We start from the raw sequence: 16,565 nt of genomic DNA on the forward strand, positions 1-16,565 counted from the left end.
ATTATCTCCTAAAAACAACCCCGCTCAACCAACCGGTGAATATGGCCAGAATGACGCAAACCACGCCATAAATCAAAGAATATTCTTTGGCGCTATTGGCAACAAACCGTTCAAAGCCAACGGTGCGCACCGTGAAGCGTTGGGGGGCATTGTCGATCAACTCGCCATTTTGAAATACATAAGTATTGGCCAGATAAGTGCCATTGGGCACGTGCGCTGGCAGGGCAATGCGGGCGGAAAAAAAGGTGTCAGAAAGAAACTGCACCCCATGCTCGTCCAATGAATAAAGCCCGCGCTTTTTCATCAGTCGGATCAGCTGTTGGGCAAACACATCGGTATTCTGGGTGCGTCTGACTGGCCGAATATGCGGCGAACTGTCAAATGCCAACCCATTGACACTGAGCACACCCGCATCTGCAATTTTCTCCAGTGGTGCGCTGGAGACCAGCGCAAAATAGGATGGAAAGCCTTCAAAGGCCTCCTGCTCGCCATTGAGCCAAATTCCATATTGGTGCGTCTTCTTCCGCGCCACATAAGTGCCGGCCGGCCCCTTGATGGAGATGACAATATTGTAATTATTGGTCACCTGATCATGTTCGAACCCGATATCTGGCTCGATCGTGCCGAAAATCGTGATGGTGTCTCCAGCAAAGTTAGAACTGATAGAGACCACGGGTTCGGACGTCGACATCACCAGGCGTTGCGCAGAGGCCTGTACCGTCATTACAGCCAATGTGAAAAGCGCCAGAAGCAAACGCATCATCCACCCCCCACACTTGAAAGGACCGCGACAGAGAAGGGATCACTCGGGGTGAGCAGCAATGACAGGGCAAACCGCACGGCAACCGCCAACACGATGAGGGCCAAAAGGGCGCGCAATTGGTCGCCGCGCAGATATTGACCGGCCGACACCCCAAACTGGGCACCGATCACAGAACCGGTCATCAACGTGAAGGCCAGAACAATATCGACGGTTTGCGAATTGACTGCGTGCAAAATGGTGGTGGCGGCCATAATGGCCAAGACCTGCAGCAAGGAGGTGCCGATCACAATGGAGCCGGGCACGCGCAGCAGATAGATCAGCGCGGGCACCAGAATAAACCCTCCGCCGATGCCCAACAATGAGCCCAGAAAACCGATGCCCCCGCCAATCAAAATAACAGGAAAGATTGAGACATACAGATTAGAGCGCTTGAACCGCACCCGAAAGGGCAGGCCATGCACCCAATTATGCTTGCCGGGCAATTTGGTGGGGCGGCTATCGCCCTGCTGTCGATGTTTGATGATAGAACGCACTGCTTCAATCAGCATCAGAGTGCCAATGGACCCCAAAAAGATCAGATAACCCAGTGAAATCACCAGATCGAGCTGGCCCGCGCTGCGCAACTGACCGAAAGTCCATACGCCTAGAAAGGCGCCGCAGACACCTGATACGATCAGAAACAGCGCCAACTTCAAATCGATGCCGCCCCGTCGCCAATATGAAAGTGCGCCAGAGGTGGACGCGGCCACAACTTGGCCCGTTACTGACGCCACGGCCACGGGCGCAGGAATGCCGGAAAAGATCAACATGGGGGTGAGCAGAAAACCGCCGCCAACGCCAAACAGACCGGAGAGGAAGCCCACAGCGCCCCCTAATCCAACCAGCATAAACAGGTTGAGCGAGAGTTCAGCAATGGGCAAATAAAGCTGCACGAGACGGTGATCCTAAAATTCGATAAACACCCATTTGGTGAATTGATGTGCGCCCGGTGTAGGCCGCACTATGTCAGCCTGTCAATTGGGCTGAACCAAGATTTGGTTCGAATTTTTAAATCACATGCCATTCGGCGCAAGATTAAATGGGCTGGCTGCTCAAAATGGCCATCAGACGTGGATTGATTGCGCCGCTTTCATTCATGCCCAGCGCCCGTTCAAATCCGCGGATTGCGTCTTCGGTTTTCGGGCCCATCATCCCGTCCGGTTGACCAACAGAAAAGCCGAGTTTCAGCAATGCGGTTTGCACGCCCAAAACCACTTCTTTTTTCTCAATAGCCGGGCCGGGATCAAACGCCGGATCCCAAGTGCCGATTGGCGCATAATTTGCCCCCAACGCGACCTTTTCAGGCTGCCAATTGGCCACGCGATCCTTCAGGTCCTGCATCTGCGCCGCGTCAATAGAGCGGGCCACATCATCCCGTGCCCCCTTCGCGTCCTGATCGCCCTGCAGAGCTGCCAGCGCAAACCAGAAATAGGATTTGCCCAAATCCTGTTCGACGCCGAGGCCGCGGGCATAAAGCATGCCCAGATTAAACTGGCTGTCAACAACGCCCTGATTGGCCGCGCGCTCAAACCAGACGCTGGCTTTGGAGAAATCCTGCTGATTTGCGTCTGCGGATGCAAACAGCGCGGCCAAATTGTGCATAGCCATCCGATTGCCGTTTTCGGCGGCCCGTTTGTACCATTCTTTGGCTTGATCGATATTCTGTTTGACGCCAATACCGTGTTCAAAAGCGGCGGCCAAGCGATATTGTGCCGGGGCATAACCGGCTGCAGCGGCCTGTTCAAACCATTTGCTGGCGGCTTGAGAATCCTTGGGAACAACTTGACCTTCCATCAGGATGGCCCCCATTTCAAACTGGGCCCGCACATCACCGCCTGCAGCAGCCATGCGCAATCCCTCGGGGCCAACTTCGGGAACAAGTTCCTCTTGTTCAGTTTTAATGGGCTCGGGGGAGATAGATGCTGTGGTCAAATCGCTGTCCACGCCGTCCGCATGCGGCGGGACCAAGCCTACATCCTGATCGGCCAAGGTGTTCTGGTCTGTGAGGGCAGCCAACTCGCCAATTTCGATTGCCGGCGATTGTGTCATATCAATTTGGCGTGGGGCAGATGCGTCGCCAAGCGCTGACACATCTGCGTCGGCCGGTTCGGAGATGGACGGGGCCGCACCAGTGGTCGCCGCATTCTTGTCGCTTGAATTTTGGTTGATCAGATTGACCGTCATGGCAATGATCGCCACGATTGATGCGCCCAGCAAGATCGGCTGCCGGTGACGGCTCAGAAAGCTTTCTTGCGCCTCTTCCTCATCCGGTGCCGTCTCATCAAGCGCGTCACGATGGTCTGGGTGACCGTCCAGTGAGATTTGATGTTCATCGTCAAAAGCACTCTTGGGGCGCTCGATTTTTTCTGCCTCTGGTGCCGGTGCCGCTTCTTCATCTTTCTTCTTGCCGGTGAACGGCATCATGAAGCGCTTACGGCGCTGCTCGGCGGCAACTTCCATTTCCTCAACATCGTCTTGAAGATTTTCACTGGCCTCGTGCAGATGGTTTTTGCTGCCGTTTAGAGGGGCCGCTGCCGGACGTTCAATTGTTGGTTCTGCAGATTGCGATGTTTCTTTTTCGTCTTTACCGGCCTTAATGCGAGCAAACGCGCGCCCCAGCAGACTAGTGGCTTGTTCCTGTGGATCGTTTTTCGCCACAGCAGCGCTGCGCGCGGCCGCAATAAAGCTTTGTCGGGCTTGGTGAAGAGTGTCATCCTGAGCTTGACCTTCTGGCCTGTCAGCAGCAGTCGATGAATGGGGCTGAGAAGCCATGCCTTCACTGCCGAACGACGCCGAGTTTGCCGTATCTGAAGCAGAAGGTGCAGGTGCGTTCCCATCATAAAGATCACTCAAAGAGCGGGGGCCATCATCGTAACCGGTTGTCTCCGTATCGAAAGCCGAACGGGGACGGGGGACATCTTCCTGCGCCGACGTTGCCGGTGTATCTTCCACGGGTGCATCGGCAGGTGTCGGAACATGTGTGTCCTGATCCTTTAACACGGGCGGCTCATAATGTGGCGCAGCTGTCTCTGGAGAAGTCAACTCAGCTGCGCTGGCTTCAGTGTACCCGTCAGACCGCTCTGCCGTGTCGTGGGTCTCCTCATCTGCGGCGATGTCCGCAAATCCCAGCCCAACGGGCGCATCAGAACCTTGATCTTCATCTGTCGGCGCGCTGCCTATGGCCTCTTCAAATGAGGGGGCGACAGCCGTCTCGTTGTGCGATGGCTCGATGTTGGCCGCGTGCGGCGCTGGCGCATCGGCTTCGGCCGCTGCGTCCCAGGCGGCAAGTTGACAGGCTGGATCATTAGATGGAAGTTCGGCTAAGGCCTCGGCGTGAGCTGGCTTTGCTGCCGGAGCGGACATCGTTTGCAATTTGGCATCAAGCGCCTCAAGCTGCGCGGTCAATCCAGCCTCAATTGCCTTCAAGCCCTCAAGATCAATTGCCGGTGCGTCTTGAGTTTGCGGTGGTTCGTGTGCGCCTTGCAAGGACTGGATAGCGTCAATGATCCGGTCTTCCATGCCTTTCAAGCTGCGATAGAAATTATCTGCGGGGGCACTGCGGTCCTGCTGTGCCCGATCAATGGAATCGATGGCGGCATTGAGCCGATCTTCCATAGATGTAAGCGCGCTCAAAACGTCTTCATTGTTTTGCGGCGTCAGTGATGCTGTTGAAGCATCACGCACCGAATCCAAACTGGAAATGGCGTCGTTTAAACGCTGCTCAATAGCGTGCAGTTCGCTTAAATCCGGCTGGGCAACTTCCAATGTCGGTTGGATTAAATTTTCCTGCAAACCTTCAAGCCGGGCCTCAATAGAGTCGAAACGCGGTTCAAGCGCCCCGGTCACCTCAGAGCGCACACCTTGCATCTCGCGGCGAATATGGTCGGTCACGCGCGTGGAGTGTTTATCATCCAACGTTGAGATCCGCTCGCCGATTTCCTGCAACTGGGCATAAATTTCCGGCAATTTTTGCGCCATGGATTCATCTTGCAAATGCCCAACCGCGCTGGCGATGCCCGCAACAGATCGAGCGATGGTGTCGAGCTCTTTGGGGGGCGCCCCAGCGGTGCGCTCCAGCGCATCCAGCCGCTCATAAAGATTATGAATGCCATTTTCCAGCCCCTCGATATTAATCGCTGGGGACTGGCTATTTTCGCGAAATTCCTCGAGTTGGGCCAGCTGCTTGATCTGGATTTCAGCCAGACGCTGGGTGGAATTCATCAGGTCATCCAACCGCGCGCCCACATCGTCGAGCGCCGGGTCACTGTGCCGTTGGATAAGGTCACCCAAAGCACTGATGCGCTTCTCAATTTGGTTGAAATTGGCACTATAGTGCTGCGGGTCCTGTTTCAAGCTCTGATTGGCCAGATCGCGCACGCTGCGGTGCAAACCCTCCATGCCTTGCATAATTTCATGCACATAAGCAGGTGGATCGATCGGTGCCAACTCTCGTTCTTTTTGCTGCGGGGCGGGACCATTTAGCCTTGGTTCATTGTCTTGCCGCCGAATATTCGGACGAATTTGATCTTGCCGCGCCCGAATTTGTGCCACGGCACGGTCCAGTCGCGCATTGCCACTTTCGCCGTCATCATGTCGCATGCTGGCGGGCTGCATGTTCTGCTTGCGGTCCATGCGGGCCACGGCAGATTGCACCTGCCGCAACGCGTCTTGTCGGCGCAAATCCTGATCGTTCATCTCTTGGGGTGAGGGGGCCTGTTGCATGAAATGCTGCGCCCCGTCGTCGGTGCCGTAGCGGCGCACAGGTTCGAGATGGTCCTCGCGCACCTCGCGTTGCTGCTTATGCTCATATTCGGCGATTTGTCCATGCACGTGATCCAGCAAACCTTCGAGCTCACCCTTCAGCGCATCCCACTCCGCGTTACGCGAAGGCGCTTGCTGATCGGAAGAGTATGTTTGCGTAGGGAACCGGCGGTTTGGCATTTTCTATCCATGTCGCGTGCAGGCAAATCAACACGCATGTTTGAGTTCTCGAACGCCCATACCATTTAACAGTCTTGGTAAAGAAGCTGTTAATTTGGGTCAAAAATCGCCGCAAATTGAGAAAATTCGCTCATTTTTGGTAGATTTTTTTGACTTTCAAGGCATCTCGCAACAAGTGTTTGTTAAGATTTTGCAGTCATGCCATAAAGGCAACAGACCCCATTTGGCCGGAATCGGGCTAAGACAATCAAACAGGCCATGACCATGTCGAACTCGACCCGCGATGATATGAACGAAACACAAAATCTAGCCGGATATGTCTATACCATCGGCGATTTGGCGGACTTCTTCGGCATCACCCACCGTGCCCTGCGCTTTTATGAAGATAAGGGCATGCTCAAGCCCAAGCGGGTGGGCCAAAAGCGCCTCTATTCCAAAAAAGATCGCACCAAGCTGCGCCTGATTTTGAATGGCAAGCAGATCGGCATGACCATTCGCGAAATTCAGGATTTCCTGGAAAGCTATGAATTGCGCGACGGCAATGATCGGCAGATGCGCGAGGCGCTCAATAAAATCCGCTCGCAGCGGCTGTTGCTGAAACAGCGCCGGGAATCCATTGAAATGAGCCTGGCGGAGCTTGAGCGGGTGGAGCAGATTATCGCCGGCATGGTGGATGGTGGGCTGACAGACGACTGACCCGGCTTTAAGATTTTTGTGACGGATGCATGACAAGCTGGGCAAAAGGCGACTTGTTTGCCGGGTAATTGTCAGCTAAACCAAAATAATCGGGACCAACCGGATAAATAAATGGCACAAATGCGCATTATCATCGCCGACGACCATCCGCTGTTTCGCGCAGCATTGCGGCAAACCATCGAAACCCAATTCGGCGACGCATCCATTGAAGAAGCTGGCGATATTGAAGCCCTGACCGGGCTTCTGGAACAAAATCGCGATTGCGATCTGGTGTTGCTTGATCTAGCGATGCCCGGCGTGCGCGGCTTTTCCGGCCTGTTGCTGGTGCGGGCACAATATCCCGATATTCCGGTGATGATTGTTTCCGCCAGCGATGACCAGCAAACCATGTCGCGCTCCATCGATCTCGGTGCTTCCGGCTTTTTGCCGAAATCCACCAATGCTGATGCCATCCAAACCTCCATGAAAACCGTTCTGGACGGCGGCATCTGGGTGCCAGATGGCTTCACCTTTGATGACGCGCAAGCTGAAATCGCGGAATACACCAAACGCCTGTCCACCCTGACGCCACAGCAAGTGCGCGTGCTTATGATGCTTTCAGACGGGTTGATGAATAAACAGATCGCTTATGAGCTGAGCGTTTCCGAGGCCACCGTGAAGGCGCACGTCTCCGCCATCTTGCAAAAGCTGAATGTCGACAGCCGCACCCAAGCCGTGATCGTGGCCTCCAAGCTGGAGCAGGGACAAATCGAAGCGGTTGCCGGGGCCTAAATCACCAAATAAAGCGCGCCAAACACGCCTGGTGCCCAGATCAGAAACTGGGACAAGGGGGTGTTAAACCGATATTCTTTGTGGTTGCGGCAGAGCCAGTGGGCGCCGATATGGGCGATGGCGAACAGGGCGAACCAGAACTTGGCCGTGGCCATCATCTGTGCATTGGTGAGGAAAAACAGCCAGTTCAACACCACAAAGAGCGGCACATGCAGGACCGTAAAAACCTGAAAGCCGAGCTGGTCGGGCAGCAGATTGGTGCCGGGGAAAATCCGCCATTCCTTTTGCTTGATCGCGTCGAGCTCATGTCCAATGATCAACGCATAGCAGATGAGAAAAATCCAATCAGCCATGGCCAATCCTAATCCAATCGCGACATCAGGGCGCGCAGGGCTGCGGGTTTAAGCGGTTTGGGCAGCAGCGAGACATTGCGTTCTTCCGCTAGATTTTGCACCTGTGCGCTGCGGTCCGCCGTGATCAGAATGGCGGGCAAATGGCCCCCCACGGTCTGGCGCAGCCATTGGATGGCGTCCAGCCCTGAGGATTGATCCAAATGATAATCCATCAACACAATATCGGGCACCCAGCCTTCCAACAGATCGAGTTGCGATATCTGCTTGAGCGATCGTGCCACACGCACATCGCATCCCCAACCGTCCAGCAGCGCCTTCATGGCTTCTAGAATGTCTGGCTCATTATCCACACACAAAATCTGTTTGCCCTGCATGGAGCCGCCATGTTGCGGCGGGGTCGCGGCCTTGGCGGGTGGGGGTGGCGGTGCGTCGGCGGCAGGCGGCAAATAGATCGAAAAGCGCGAACCGCGCCCGGGCACGCTGTCCAGTTCGACGTCCAAATTAAGCGCCTGGCCGAAGCGTTGCACAATCGACAAGCCTAGGCCCAGCCCTTGGGCAATGCGGGCGCCCGGCTCCAGCCGAGAAAACTCGGTAAATATTAGAGAATGCTGGTCTTTATCGATGCCGATGCCATTATCAATCACATCCAGCCGGATGCGGTTGCCGCGTTTGCGGCATCCCACCAGCACCGCGCCGCCCTTCGCAGTATATTTGATCGCGTTGGAGACCAGATTTTGCAGCACGCGCGCCACCATGCGCCGGTCTGTGCTCACCATGGCGTCGGCACCCACCAATCGCAAATTGATGTCTTTGGCGGTCGCCGCCGGTTCAAACTCCACCTTAACCTTCTTCAGCAATTCACGAATAGAGAAAGCAGAAATGGACGGCTTTAAAGCGCCGCTGTCGACGCGGGAAATATCGAGCAGCGCTGACATGATGTCTTCCACCGCAACCAGCGCATCATCCACATTTGCGGCAAGGCGCGCCAGGTCGGTGCCATGGGCCCGTTCCACCATGGTGGAGGTGTAAAGCCGCGCCGCGTTCAACGGCTGTAGCAAATCATGGCTGGCGGCGGCCAGAAAGCGGGTCTTGTCCAGATTGGCCGCATCGGCTTTGGCGCGGGCGCGTTCCAGCTCGGTGTTCAAGTGTGTGAGGGCCTTGGTGCGCTCCTGCACCCGCTTTTCCAACGATTGATTGACCTGCGCCAATTCGCGCTCCGCCGCAACGCGGGCGGAAATATCGGTGTAGCTGATCACTAGCCCCTCATTGGGCAGGCGATGCGTGCGTACCTCGAGATATTGGCCATTCGGCCCGGACCGCTCCAAATGGCCGGAAGAATTTCGCTCAATTTCATCCAACCGGGCTTGAGCCAATTCGGCCACGTCGCCCTCGCCATAATCGCCGCGCTCGGCCAAATGCCGCACAACATCGGCCAACGAGGTGCCACCCACACATAGCGAGCCGGGCAAATCCAGAATGGTTTGAAATTGATCGTTTGACATGTCGAGCAGGCGGTCTTGATTAAACACAGCAATACCCTGGCCCAAATGCTCCACTGCCAACCGCAAAGCGGATTCGTCACATTTGTGATTCTTGCTGTCGGCCATGCCCGCTCCCAAGCTGTTTTGCCTGTTATAGCCAATTCGCCCTGAAGGGCAAAGCGCCATGCAACAGGTTGTTCTCGATGCGCTTGCACACAACCAAGAGTTGTGATACGAGAAATAGGAAAATAAACCTATAAAGGAAATAAGTCACACATTTAGGAATAATATCTATGATAATTTACCTAAGGACTTGACCGGACTAGGCAAGCGTTTACGACCAAGCATAATTACGAATAGTGCAATGCTGCGTATTTTAAAGCATTGAATTCATACTTAATTCCAATTTGGGGCAGAACATGATGGTGATCATTACACTTCCGCCGTTACAAGCTTTTTTTCCTAAAGGATCGGGATGATGACCAATAACATCTATTATCCCAATGCCTTAAACCGCGACCTGCTGGTCAAAATAGTTGACGCGGACCCGGCCACCTGTGAAGCCCTAGGCGTGCTGTTCCGCTTGGAAGGCTTTCAGACCAGCGCCGCCACCTCCATTGCCGAGTTTCTAGGCTCTATCGAGCGCAAAATACCCGATGTGGTGATTATCAATATGCGTGTGGGCGAAGAAGACAGCTTGCCCACCGTGGCGCGATTTAAAAATATGCGCACCGGCGCCCCCATATTTATGCTTACCGAGTCGCAAAATATCGGTGGGGCCGTGGATGCCATGAAAGTGGGCGCGGCGGATGTGATCACCAAACCGATCGATACCGAACATCTGGTGCGGTCCGTGCGCCAGGCGCTGCAGCGTCATGTGCATATCGGCGCGGTACAATCCGGCTCCCATCGCCCCGTCGAAGTGCGCGGCTTTAGCCAACTCACCCCGCGGGAACGCGAGGTGCTGCAATTGATCACCAACGGCCAATCCAACAAAGAGGCTGGCCGCGAACTTGGCATCTCCCCCCGGACCATCGAAGTGCATCGCGCCCGGGTGATGGAAAAACTCGGCGCCCGCAACACAGCCGATTTGGTGCGTATCGTTCTGACAAGCTGAACGTCCCCCCTCAAGTGAGGTTAACTGGCGGCCCTTGATCGGGTCGCCTTTTTTCTTGCGCTTTGAAATTTGTGTTTTTAAGTTCGGTTTGTGGGACGGCCCACTTCTGAACTTCTTTCAGGACGACCTGACCCAATCGAAAGCGAAGGTATTATGTCCGACCCTTCTCCTAAAGGTGAAACAGATCTAAACACGTTGCTGGCGGAGATGACGCCGCAATTGGATGAGCAAATTTGGGTGTTCCTAACCCTTACGGCGCGGGATCATGCGCTGGAGGAAAAGGCGTTGATGCGCTTTGATGAGGAGGAGGGGGCAACCTACATCCTCAAAGAAGCTGATGCAGAAGGCTATGACGCAACCTTTCGCTGCCAGCGCATCACGCTGCAAATTCACTCGGCTTTAGAAGCTGTGGGATTTTTGGACGCCATTTCATCGGCGCTCACCCTGAATGGGATCAGCTCAAATGTGGTCTCGGCATTTTACCATGACCATTTGTTTGTGCCGGTTGAGAAAACGGCACAAACCATGTCTGTGTTAAAAGCGCTAAGCGCGTCCGCGCGGGAGTAGAGGCTTAGCCCCCAATCGTTGGCAGCACCAGATCACCTGAATTGAGCGCTTGGGCAGTGAGCTGCGATGTATCGATATTCTTGGGTAAGCCCAGCACATCCCACACTTGCAACAGAGCATCGCGCAATTCAAAGATCATCTCATCATTGTGCAATGGTGTTGGGGTGATCCGCAGCCGCTCTGTGTCTTTCGGCACAGTGGGGTAGTTGATCGGCTGAATATAGATATTGTGCTTTTCCAGCAGCATATCGCTGGCGGCTTTGCAGCCCCGGGCTTCGCCCACAATCAGCGGCACAATATGGGTTTCTGTCGGCATCACGGGCAGGCCGGCTTCGGTCAAAATCTCTTTCGTCCGTTGGGCCTGGCGCTGCTGGCCTTCACGTTCCACATTTGATTGCTTCAAATGATCGATGGACGCACGGGCCGCGGCGCACAATGCTGGTGGCAAAGCGGTGGTGAAAATAAACTCAGAGGCATAGGAGCGCACCGCATCCACAATCGGCTGGCTGGCGGTGATATAGCCGCCCATCACGCCAAAGGCTTTCGCCATGGTGCCTTCAATAATATCGATGCGATCCATCAGCCCTTCGCGCTCACAAATGCCAGCGCCGCGGGGGCCATACATGCCCACCGCATGCACTTCATCAATATAGGTGAGGGCGTTAAACTCTTCGGCCAGATCGGCGATTTCTTTGATCGGCGCCACATCGCCATCCATAGAATATACTGATTCGAACACAATCAATTTCGGACGATCTTTGCCCGCCGCTTCCAACAATTCGCGCAAATGCGCCATATCATTGTGGCGGAAAATCTTCTTTTCCATGCCAGACTGGCGCACACCCGCAATCATGGAAGCATGGTTCAATTGGTCAGACAGCACCAGGCAATTGGGGATCAGCCGCGCAATTGTTGAAATTGCCGCCTCGTTGGACACAAAGCCAGAGGTGAACACCAAAGCCGCTTCTTTTTTGTGCAGGTCGGCGAGCGAGCGCTCAAGCTCAACCAGTGGGCGGTTCGTGCCGGAAATATTGCGGGTGCCGCCAGCGCCAGCGCCCAGCTTGCCAGCTGTTTCCTGCATGGCGGTGATCACTTTTTCATTCTGGCCCATGCCCAAATAATCATTGGAGCACCAGATCGTGATTTCCCGCGCATTATCCGCAGCGTCCCGGAACACGGCGCGTGGAAACTTGCCCGCAACCCGTTCCAGATCAGCAAATACACGATAGCGTTTTTCACGACGTAGTGTGTCGATGGCGTCTTCAAAAAGTCCGCGATAATCCATCAACTCGTCCCCTTATTTCATGCCCGTGTTGGCCATAACCATAAGGCCAACTTAGTCGCAAAATACCACGCAAGCGATCCGGCAACATGACGCAGGTCAATTGATGAGATATTTTTTCGCGACCATATATGCAATAACGCGAACCTATTAACGATTGCAATTGATTTTGGTTAAATACCTTGAAATTCCGGCAGCTTGCCGTTCAAATCCATGTGAGAAGCGACTCTATTCTTCGTCGGTTTCCGGCACATATTCAAGCAAATCGCCAGGCTGACACTCTAAAACATCACAAATCTTAGAAAGGGTTTCAAAGCGCATGCCCTTGGCTTTACCGGTCTTGATCATCGACAGATTCTGCTCGCTCAGTTTCACCCGGTCGGCAAGGGTTTTCAGGCGCATCTTGCGCTTGGCCAACATCACATCCAAATTGACAATTATGGGCATAAATCCGCCTATACAAACCCTTGATTCTCTTCGTGCGCCGCCTGACCCACAGCGAAGATGTGTGCCACAACAAGCATAGCCAGCGCAATAAACAGGGTGGAATAGGTGTCAAACGTCACCTGAAAGATGATAGAGATCTGGTTGGGAACTTGCTGCAATTTAACATAGGTGACCAGAAACACGCCGCCGAAAATCTCATAGCAGACCACGGCCAGATTGGCCCAGGCAAAGCGGCGGAAACCGGTCACCGAAGCCTCGGATAACCAGCGGGCGGCGGCGGCTTCTCTAAAGGTTTGGCGCAAACCGGCAAAGCCAACCAATAGCGGCACCAGATAACCCGCAGCAAACACGCCCAGCACGATACGTATGGCCGGTGTAAATTCATCGGCTTGAACGTCAAGCACCTGATTGCCCAGCAAGGCCAATTTGAGTGTATCGCCAAACAGAACCAACAGCGCGATCATGATGGGGATGACATAAATCGCAATCGACAAGAGGACCGATAAAATACGCGCCAGTCGCGAGACGGCTTTGGGGGACATGAAAACACTCCTTAAAGTACGTAAATTCAAGTATTACTTTAATTAATGAAAGTCAATTGATGGTAGGGCAAAAAAAGGCCCGCCATGATGGCGGGCCGGAGGTGAGGAGGAACGTTGACTAATTGAGGAGGAAGAAGCCCGCATTTAATGCGGTGGCAAAGCCGATCCAGGCCATATAGGGCAGGGCCAGCCAGAAGCTGATGCGATCCCGCGTCCACAGCAAGGCCATACTGATCAGCACCACAATATCGAGCGCACCGATATAGATGAGCGCGATGCCGAGATTCTGCGCGCCGAAGAAACTGGGTGTCCAAATGGTGTTCAGAGCAAATTGCAAAGTCCACAGAGCGATCAGAACCGGTTTGATGTCGCTTTGCGGCAACATCACAATGCGATAGCCGATGGTGGCGACAAAAATATAAAGAATGGTCCAGACCGGGCCAAAAAGCCAAGCCGGTGGCGCAAAAAAGGGCTGCTCCAGCGCAAAATAGTAGGATTGAATTTCCCAAAGCGCCGCGCTGCTGGCGGCGACAATTGTGCCAAGATAAAAAATCACCCAAATCAGTATTTTGCGTGCCATAATGAACTCACTTTCATTTAATCAACGATGGGTATCTACTTTTGGATCATAATCGTTGAGGTTAAATATCCAACGAATTAGTTCAACTACTGAACTCTCCATCGGGTGGTCTGTTCCATGTCGATCTCGATAAAGAAACTCAATTTGAAGCTGGCCGAACGGCTCGAGCCCTACTATTTCCGGCTGGTGGGTGGATATGAGCGCTCCAATGCAGTGCGCAAACTGGAAAGGCTTGAGCCCTATACGATTGGCATTACAGGCAGTTGCGGTAAATCCACGACCACCAAACTTCTTTCGGAATTGTTGGCTGAAGCATATCAAGAGGATGTTCACTCGGGGTTGGGCAACAACACCAAACGCTGGGTCTATCGAGGTTTGCGAAAGCTGGAACGACCAAACCAAACATGGGTGCAAGAGATATCTGGTGGCGAACCCGGATATCTGGACTATGTCATTAAAGATATTCCATTAGATATCGCGATTCTCACGACCATCGGGGGCGATCATATTTCTGCATTTGGCACTGAACAGGCGATTTTGGACGAAAAGTCCAAGCTGATCTCCGCGCTAAAGGTTGATGGCGTCGCATGTTTAAACATAGATGACGAACATCTGGCTGGCTTGGCCGCGCGGTGCAAAGGCCGAAGCAACATCGTCACATATGGCCTGAACAGTGATGCTCAAATTCGCGCGAAGATTATCACTGCCGATTGGCAATCTCGACTGCAGTTCAAGCTGTTTGTGGGCCAAAAGCAGTTTGATGTAGCGACGAAATTTGTAGGTAGTCTGCTGTTGACCAGCATATTGGCGGCCCTTGCAGCCATTCACGCTAAAGGCTTGCCGTTGGAGCCGGCGATAAGAAAACTGGCCGAACTCGAGCCGATGATGAATCATATGAGCGTGCATCAATCGCCCTCTGGCCAGACCTATTTGATGGATGCATTTAAAGCGCCATATTGGGCTACAAAATTGTTTGCGACAGACCTTATCCAAATCAAAAACGGCAAAATTGTCCTCGTGTTGGGCCAAGTATCTGATACGGGGAGTACAGGGTCCCGCGCTTATCGACAAATCATGCGCGCTGTTGCCCCGCACTGCGACATGATTATCGGCGTTGATGGCGCATTCCGGGCCGCCCAGAAACTTCAGAACGAATTTGATCATTGTGAAATTGTGCCCTGCAACGATATTGTTGAAGTTCACCATAGATTGGAACAGCAAACCGATGCGTTGATTGTCGTGAAATCCGGTCGACGGTCAAAATTGTGGCGTCTTTGGGAAATGGCCAACGCTCCAATCGATTGTCAAATCATGCCCTGTGATCTGGAAACGGGCTGCCCCTACTGTCCCAAACTGCGCGCCTATTGATGAATCGACCCAAACCATCAATATTTGTGACCAAGATATTCAAAATGATCATATAAAACGGCCATTTGATTAATGACACTGATAAAGTGAGGCGCTAGCCTGCCGTTTCATGAGAAGGATTGCAGTCCGTGACAGTTTGCATAAGCAGGGGTAATATGTCGATCAAAACGGTTTTAAAGCAGCACGCATTTATCAATGGCGAATGGGTTGAGGGCAGCGGTGGCGATCGCTTCGAAATCACCAATCCAGCCACCGGTGAGGTGATCACCAGCATCAGTGATTGCTCTGCACAAGATGCACAACAGGCGATTGCCGCCGCAAAGGCCGCTTTTAAGCCTTGGGCTGCCAAGACTGCCAAGGAACGCTGCCAGATCATGCGCCGTTGGTTCGACATTGTGATTGAACATGAACAGGCGCTGGCCGAACTTCTGTCCACTGAGCAAGGCAAGCCACTGGCTGAGGCACTGGGCGAAATCCGATATGGGGCCGCCTATATTGAATGGTTTGCCGAAGAGGCGCGCCGAGCATATGGCGATATTGTGCCCACCCACAAAGGTGATGCCCGCATTCTGGTGATGAAGCAGCCGGTGGGGGTGGTGGCGGCCATCACGCCATGGAACTTTCCAAATGCCATGATTTCGCGCAAGGCCGCACCTGCATTGGCCGCTGGGTGCCCGATTGTGATCAAACCGGCAGAGGACACGCCGCTCTCGGCGCTGGCACTGGCCTATATGGCAGAATTAGCCGGGATCCCCAAAGGGGTCATCAATATTGTCACCACCAGCAAAGCGCAGGAGGTAGGCGAGGTGCTCACCACCCATGCGGATGTGGCGAAAGTTTCCTTTACCGGCTCTACTGAAGTGGGCCGCATCATTATGCGCAACGGCGCGGACACGATTAAAAAGCTTTCGCTGGAACTGGGCGGCAACGCACCCTTTATTGTGTTTGATGACGCGGATGTGGACCGGGCGGTTGACGGCGCGCTGATGTCCAAATATCGCAATTCCGGCCAAACCTGCGTTTGCGCCAACCGGCTCTATGTGCAGGCCGGCATTTACGATGAATTTGTTGAAAAATTCAGCGCCAAAGTAGCGGAGCTGAAGGTCGGTAACGCTTTTGAAGACGACGTGGTGCTCGGTCCGCTGATCAACACCGACGCCGTCGCGAAAGTGGAAGAACTTGTGGGCGACGCCCTCGATAAAGGCGCCAGCGCCACCATTGGCGCCAGCAAAAGTGATAAAGGCGAACTATTCTATAACCCGACCATCTTGCGCGATGTCAGCCGTGATGCACGGGTGCTCCGCGAGGAGATTTTTGGCCCCGTCGCCCCGGTGATCAAATTTGAAGATGAAGCCGATGCCATTGCCCTAGCCAATGATTCCGAATTTGGTCTGGCGGGCTATTTCTATTCCAAAGATATTGGGCGCGTTTGGCGCGTGGCCGAAGCGCTGGAATGCGGCATTGTGGGCGTCAATGAAGGCGTCACTTCAGCCGTTGAAGCGCCCTTTGGCGGCATCAAACAATCCGGCTTGGGCCGCGAGGGCTCCCACTATGGTCTCGACGACTATCTTGAGCTAAAATATGTGCTTATGGGTGGATTAAGCGAATAGGGCATATC

Annotated in this window: 15 protein-coding genes; 6 read left to right on the top strand and 9 right to left on the bottom strand. The window is 53.9% G+C overall.

The window, feature by feature from the left end; all coding sequences use genetic code 11:
* Position 1 precedes the first annotated feature (1 nt).
* From L1I42_RS04045 to L1I42_RS04055, 3 genes are all read right to left on the bottom strand, one after another.
* Positions 2–763, bottom strand: coding sequence for a TIGR02186 family protein (locus L1I42_RS04045; protein WP_236113209.1), 762 nt, complete (start codon positions 761–763; stop codon positions 2–4).
* On the bottom strand, positions 760–1,695 hold the full coding sequence (locus tag L1I42_RS04050; RefSeq protein ID WP_236113210.1) for a sulfite exporter TauE/SafE family protein: 936 nt from the start codon (positions 1,693–1,695) through the stop codon (positions 760–762). Before L1I42_RS04050 ends, L1I42_RS04045 begins: the two co-directional genes overlap by 4 nt.
* Before the next feature lie 142 nt (positions 1,696–1,837).
* A complete protein-coding gene (locus tag L1I42_RS04055) occupies positions 1,838–5,743 on the bottom strand; it encodes a peptidoglycan-binding protein (RefSeq protein WP_236113211.1) in 3,906 nt (1,301 codons plus the stop codon).
* A 264-nt stretch (positions 5,744–6,007) separates the two neighbouring features.
* Here L1I42_RS04055 and L1I42_RS04060 point away from each other — a divergent pair, with 264 nt between their 5' ends.
* Together L1I42_RS04060 and L1I42_RS04065 are read left to right on the top strand one after the other, a co-directional pair.
* Positions 6,008–6,439, top strand: coding sequence for a MerR family transcriptional regulator (locus L1I42_RS04060; RefSeq protein WP_236113212.1), 432 nt, complete (start codon positions 6,008–6,010; stop codon positions 6,437–6,439).
* A 111-nt stretch (positions 6,440–6,550) separates the two neighbouring features.
* Positions 6,551–7,210 (top strand): response regulator transcription factor, encoded by a 660-nt coding sequence (locus tag L1I42_RS04065; protein ID WP_236113213.1) that lies wholly within the window; start codon positions 6,551–6,553, stop codon positions 7,208–7,210.
* On the opposite strand, the gene L1I42_RS04070 is transcribed toward L1I42_RS04065, so the two are convergent.
* A complete protein-coding gene (locus L1I42_RS04070; RefSeq protein WP_236113214.1) occupies positions 7,207–7,563 on the bottom strand; it encodes a DUF6713 family protein in 357 nt (118 codons plus the stop codon). The genes L1I42_RS04065 and L1I42_RS04070 overlap by 4 nt on opposite strands.
* Before the next feature lie 8 nt (positions 7,564–7,571).
* Positions 7,572–9,170 carry an ATP-binding response regulator gene (locus L1I42_RS04075; RefSeq protein ID WP_236113215.1) on the bottom strand — a complete coding sequence of 533 codons (1,599 nt, stop codon included), beginning with the start codon at positions 9,168–9,170 and terminating at the stop codon, positions 7,572–7,574.
* Between the two features lie 352 nt (positions 9,171–9,522).
* Here L1I42_RS04075 and L1I42_RS04080 point away from each other — a divergent pair, with 352 nt between their 5' ends.
* Together L1I42_RS04080 and L1I42_RS04085 are read left to right on the top strand one after the other, a co-directional pair.
* On the top strand, positions 9,523–10,161 hold the full coding sequence (locus L1I42_RS04080) for a response regulator transcription factor (RefSeq protein WP_236113216.1): 639 nt from the start codon (positions 9,523–9,525) through the stop codon (positions 10,159–10,161).
* A 153-nt stretch (positions 10,162–10,314) separates the two neighbouring features.
* Positions 10,315–10,728 carry an ACT domain-containing protein gene (locus tag L1I42_RS04085; RefSeq protein ID WP_236113217.1) on the top strand — a complete coding sequence of 138 codons (414 nt, stop codon included), beginning with the start codon at positions 10,315–10,317 and terminating at the stop codon, positions 10,726–10,728.
* Positions 10,729–10,732: 4 nt separating this feature from the next.
* Here L1I42_RS04085 and hemA read toward each other — a convergent pair whose 3' ends face one another.
* The 4 genes from hemA to L1I42_RS04105 all read right to left on the bottom strand — a co-directional run bounded on the left by hemA (position 10,733) and on the right by L1I42_RS04105 (position 13,579).
* On the bottom strand, positions 10,733–12,013 hold the full coding sequence (gene hemA / locus L1I42_RS04090) for a 5-aminolevulinate synthase (RefSeq protein WP_369413064.1): 1,281 nt from the start codon (positions 12,011–12,013) through the stop codon (positions 10,733–10,735).
* Between the two features lie 225 nt (positions 12,014–12,238).
* On the bottom strand, positions 12,239–12,457 hold the full coding sequence (locus tag L1I42_RS04095; protein WP_236113218.1) for a helix-turn-helix domain-containing protein: 219 nt from the start codon (positions 12,455–12,457) through the stop codon (positions 12,239–12,241).
* An 8-nt stretch (positions 12,458–12,465) separates the two neighbouring features.
* Positions 12,466–12,999: a DUF2975 domain-containing protein gene (locus L1I42_RS04100; protein ID WP_236113219.1), complete on the bottom strand. Its 534-nt coding sequence runs from the start codon at positions 12,997–12,999 to the stop codon at positions 12,466–12,468.
* A gap of 118 nt (positions 13,000–13,117) precedes the next feature.
* On the bottom strand, positions 13,118–13,579 hold the full coding sequence (locus L1I42_RS04105) for a TspO/MBR family protein (protein ID WP_236113220.1): 462 nt from the start codon (positions 13,577–13,579) through the stop codon (positions 13,118–13,120).
* A 117-nt stretch (positions 13,580–13,696) separates the two neighbouring features.
* Between L1I42_RS04105 and L1I42_RS04110 the strand changes: the two genes are divergently transcribed.
* Entirely contained in the window at positions 13,697–14,947 is a 1,251-nt protein-coding gene (locus tag L1I42_RS04110) for a Mur ligase family protein (RefSeq protein ID WP_236113221.1), read from the top strand.
* A gap of 155 nt (positions 14,948–15,102) precedes the next feature.
* Positions 15,103–16,557, top strand: coding sequence for an NAD-dependent succinate-semialdehyde dehydrogenase (locus tag L1I42_RS04115; RefSeq protein WP_236113222.1), 1,455 nt, complete (start codon positions 15,103–15,105; stop codon positions 16,555–16,557).
* Positions 16,558–16,565 lie beyond the last annotated feature (8 nt).

Source organism: Maritalea mediterranea (assembly GCF_021568695.1).
In the GTDB taxonomy this organism is placed as follows: Bacteria; Pseudomonadota; Alphaproteobacteria; order Rhizobiales; family Devosiaceae; genus Maritalea; species Maritalea mediterranea.

What these genes read in the sequence shown, in the direction of transcription:
- L1I42_RS04045 (WP_236113209.1), bottom strand. Translation starts at nt 763, where the DNA reads ATGATGCGTTTGCTTCTGGCGCTTTTCACATTGGCTGTAATGACGGTA.
- L1I42_RS04055 (WP_236113211.1), bottom strand. Translation starts at nt 5,743, where the DNA reads ATGCCAAACCGCCGGTTCCCTACGCAAACATACTCTTCCGATCAGCAA.
- L1I42_RS04060 (WP_236113212.1), top strand. Translation starts at nt 6,008, where the DNA reads ATGTCGAACTCGACCCGCGATGATATGAACGAAACACAAAATCTAGCC.
- L1I42_RS04065 (WP_236113213.1), top strand. Translation starts at nt 6,551, where the DNA reads ATGGCACAAATGCGCATTATCATCGCCGACGACCATCCGCTGTTTCGC.
- L1I42_RS04070 (WP_236113214.1), bottom strand. Translation starts at nt 7,563, where the DNA reads ATGGCTGATTGGATTTTTCTCATCTGCTATGCGTTGATCATTGGACAT.
- L1I42_RS04075 (WP_236113215.1), bottom strand. Translation starts at nt 9,170, where the DNA reads ATGGCCGACAGCAAGAATCACAAATGTGACGAATCCGCTTTGCGGTTG.
- L1I42_RS04080 (WP_236113216.1), top strand. Translation starts at nt 9,523, where the DNA reads ATGACCAATAACATCTATTATCCCAATGCCTTAAACCGCGACCTGCTG.
- L1I42_RS04085 (WP_236113217.1), top strand. Translation starts at nt 10,315, where the DNA reads ATGTCCGACCCTTCTCCTAAAGGTGAAACAGATCTAAACACGTTGCTG.
- hemA (WP_369413064.1), bottom strand. Translation starts at nt 12,013, where the DNA reads ATGGATTATCGCGGACTTTTTGAAGACGCCATCGACACACTACGTCGT.
- L1I42_RS04095 (WP_236113218.1), bottom strand. Translation starts at nt 12,457, where the DNA reads ATGCCCATAATTGTCAATTTGGATGTGATGTTGGCCAAGCGCAAGATG.
- L1I42_RS04100 (WP_236113219.1), bottom strand. Translation starts at nt 12,999, where the DNA reads ATGTCCCCCAAAGCCGTCTCGCGACTGGCGCGTATTTTATCGGTCCTC.
- L1I42_RS04105 (WP_236113220.1), bottom strand. Translation starts at nt 13,579, where the DNA reads ATGGCACGCAAAATACTGATTTGGGTGATTTTTTATCTTGGCACAATT.
- L1I42_RS04110 (WP_236113221.1), top strand. Translation starts at nt 13,697, where the DNA reads ATGTCGATCTCGATAAAGAAACTCAATTTGAAGCTGGCCGAACGGCTC.
- L1I42_RS04115 (WP_236113222.1), top strand. Translation starts at nt 15,103, where the DNA reads ATGTCGATCAAAACGGTTTTAAAGCAGCACGCATTTATCAATGGCGAA.